Source organism: Faecalibacterium butyricigenerans, assembly GCF_020687345.1.
In the GTDB taxonomy this organism is placed as follows: domain Bacteria; phylum Bacillota; class Clostridia; order Oscillospirales; family Ruminococcaceae; genus Faecalibacterium; species Faecalibacterium butyricigenerans.
The window spans coordinates 1-2,583 of sequence record NZ_JAJEQL010000064.1; the positions used below are offsets into that span (position 1 = coordinate 1).

The 2,583-nt window shown below is 47.8% G+C and carries 4 protein-coding genes; 3 read left to right on the forward strand and 1 reads right to left on the reverse strand.

Annotation, left to right across the window (positions count from 1 at the left end; translation table 11 throughout):
* The 3 genes from LKD23_RS12690 to LKD23_RS12700 form a co-directional block, all read left to right on the forward strand.
* The coding region (locus LKD23_RS12690) for a hypothetical protein (RefSeq protein ID WP_227621937.1) at positions 1-265 on the forward strand (265 nt) is incomplete at its 5' end.
* 284 nt (positions 266-549) lie between these two features.
* Complete coding sequence (locus tag LKD23_RS12695; RefSeq protein ID WP_227621938.1) at positions 550-687, forward strand: hypothetical protein; 138 nt, start codon at positions 550-552, stop codon at positions 685-687.
* A 537-nt stretch (positions 688-1,224) separates the two neighbouring features.
* Positions 1,225-1,758: a hypothetical protein gene (locus tag LKD23_RS12700; protein ID WP_227621939.1), complete on the forward strand. Its 534-nt coding sequence runs from the start codon at positions 1,225-1,227 to the stop codon at positions 1,756-1,758.
* Between the two features lie 536 nt (positions 1,759-2,294).
* Here LKD23_RS12700 and LKD23_RS12705 read toward each other — a convergent pair.
* Positions 2,295-2,583: hypothetical protein (locus LKD23_RS12705; RefSeq protein WP_227621940.1), on the reverse strand; the 289-nt coding region annotated here is incomplete at its 5' end.

The window sequence follows — 2,583 nt, forward strand, 5'->3', positions numbered from 1 at the left end:
AGTCCAATTTTTTGTCATCCTCCTGACGGTTCGATTGTTTTTACATGAGATACTTGAAGGAGGATTCCATCATGGAAATTTTAAATATTGTTTTTTCCGCACTGAACCTTTTGGCTACAGTCGTCATCGGCGTCATCAATGTGACGTGGATGATCTCAAGGGATGTCTTTCGGGACAAACCTCGGGCAAAACACTATTCGAAAAAATAATGACAAGAAAAATGACCGCCCCAAGCATCCCAAACTTCGGCGGTCATATTTTCTAATGTGACACTCAAGGAGGGAAGCTGACCACTGTGCGGACAGCGCCTTTCCTTATCTTTATTATAGACGTCAGCACGCGGATTGTCAAGCACCGGAAGGCATTGCAATCCGTCGATTTTTATGGTATCCTTATTTGCAGGAAAGGCGCTGTTCTGCAAGTGCAGCGGTCATGCTTCCCTTCTTGGGGTCACTGATGTGTCGTACCCTTAGAGGAAGTTCAATTTTTTGTCGCCCTCCGAGGGTACGAGTGTTTTTATACATGAGTTACTCAAGGAGGTATTCCGTTATGGAAATTTGGAATAATGTTCTCGCCCTGCTCACCCTTTTGGTCACTGTCATCATTGGCACGGCCAAGATCACTTGGACGCTCGCCCAAGCGATTTTTCGTGACTCGCACCGCGCAAAACACGATTCGAAAAAATAATGACAAGAAAAATGACCGCCTAGGCTCCCAATCCGATGGCGGTCATGTTTTCTAACGTGACACTCAAGGAGGGAAGCTGACCACTGTGCGGACAGCGCCTTTCCTTATCTTTATTATAGACGTCAGCACGCGGATTGTCAAGCGCACACTGCCCTTTTTGTTAGGGCATACCGCAGAGCGTTTCTGGCAGGCCAAAAGCCTCTCCCTTTGGGAGAGGTGTCACCAAAGGTGACGGAGAGGGCAAGCCCGTCACAGCCGAGCCACCGGCGTGCCGGACTGCACGGAGCGGGTTATCACATCTTCGCCACAAATCTATCACAAACACCCGGGTTTTGCGCCCCAAACTCCGGCACAAATGCACGGCGAACCAACACTTTGCCATTTTTTTAAGGGCTTGATTAGGCAAAACGCCGAAACAAATACCGTATCTTGACAATCTTGTGAAAATGAACTATACTAGGCCTATCGAGACAAGCCACGCAATAATTGTAGTGGTTTGCCGAAATAAAAATCATTTTTTATTGGAGGAATACCACTATGAAAATGTTCAAGAAACTCATGGCTGTTGTTCTGACCGGCGCACTGGCAGTTTCCATGCTGACCGGCTGTGCTCTGGGCGATGCTGCTGCCAGCAAGGCTCTGGAGAAGGCTCTGAACGCTAAGGGTACTCAGGGGACTGTTACCGTCGACTACAACCACAAGAGAGGTATGGACAGCAAGGCTGAGAGCATTTGGAAGGATGCTGACAAGCTGAACAGGACTGCTCCCGCTACTCTGAGCGTTTTTGGTACTGCGGAGTACACCTTTGGCAACAGCAAGTACATTGCTTATGTCGCTGAGCAGCCTGAAGACAGCAAGAGCGCTAAGGCTTCTTGGATGACTGAGGCTGAGAAACTGCATAAGGCTGTTACCGATAAGAAGGTTGACAAGACTGCTGCTGGCCAGATTCATACTGATTCTAAGGCAGATGCCACCAAGAAGGACGTCGATTTCGGTACTGCTTTCGTCAGCAAGACCGAGGGTGGCAAGACCACGAAGTACGTTATCGTTGTCTTTGAGGTCAACATCTAATCAGCGCATCTAACTAAGCTATTACAGGCACACGGCCTGTAATTGATAACCATTATGCCTGTGTCTCAAGTGCGTAATGATTATCTCACATAGTCTGAGGGCGAGGCTCCGCAAGGGGCCTCGCCCTTGGGCTTTTTATGGGGCAGAAGGACTATTGACAAACGAAGGGCATCTGGCTATAATAAAGCTGGATAATAGGATGCATTGGACGGGTTCTGGGCTTACTGGAAAATACTGGAAGCTCCAAAAATGCGGAAATGTGCATTTTAAAGCACCAAAAAGCACGGAAAATGCATTGGGATGGCCACAAAATGACGCTGAAACGCGATATACGAGATGAAGCATAAAAGCGTCGGGATACAGCAGAATGCGACAGAAAGCGTCGGGTGAGCCGTCTGTATCTGGAAAGATACAGGCGGCTTTGTGGTCGGCAGAAGAAATTTTTTGGGATGCCGCATAAGAGAGCAGAGCGCGCTTGACAATCCGCGTGCTGACGTCTATAATAGAGATAAGGAAAGGCGCTGTCCGCACAGTGGTCAGCTTCCCTCCTCAGATGTCACGTTAGAAAACATGACCGCCGAAGTTTGGTAGCTACGGGCGGTCATTTTTCTTGTCATTATTTTTTCGAATAGTGTTTTGCCCGAGGTTTGTCCAGAAAGACATCCCTTGAGATCATCCACGTCACATTGATGACGCCGATGACGACTGTAGCCAAAAGGTTCAGTGCGGAAAAAACAATATCTAAAACTTCCATGATGGAATCCTCCTTCAAGTATCTCATGTAAAAACAATCGAACCGTCAGGAGGATGACAAAAAATTGGACT